Origin of the sequence: Herpetosiphon llansteffanensis (assembly GCF_003205875.1) — a bacterium.
Classification (GTDB): domain Bacteria; phylum Chloroflexota; class Chloroflexia; order Chloroflexales; family Herpetosiphonaceae; genus Herpetosiphon; species Herpetosiphon llansteffanensis.
In genome coordinates this window covers 1-255 of sequence record NZ_PUBZ01000070.1, presented here as the reverse complement: position 1 = coordinate 255, position 255 = coordinate 1, and the positions used below count along the sequence as shown (strand labels likewise).

Below are 255 nucleotides of genomic sequence, written 5' to 3'. Positions count from 1 at the left end.
TGACCCTACCATCTCCGAATGGGGCAACCCCACCACCGTGATGGGTGGTGATCCTGTGGTGAATCTATAGTCACAGGAAGGGCACCGGGGGAACTGAAACATCTCACGTACCCCGAGGAACAGAAACGATTCCCGAAGTAGCGGCGAGCGAACCGGGAAGAGCCTAAACGGCGCACGTGTCAAAGCAGGACAGCGTTGCGTGTGCCGGGTTGCGAGACCTCCAGGATAGCATGTCCTTGCTGTCAGTAAGTTACC

General features: G+C 57.3%; 1 rRNA gene. It reads left to right on the top strand.

Annotated features, from left to right (window positions below):
• Nucleotides 1–255: ribosomal RNA gene (locus C5S61_RS04465) — 23S ribosomal RNA — on the top strand; the annotation flags it as partial.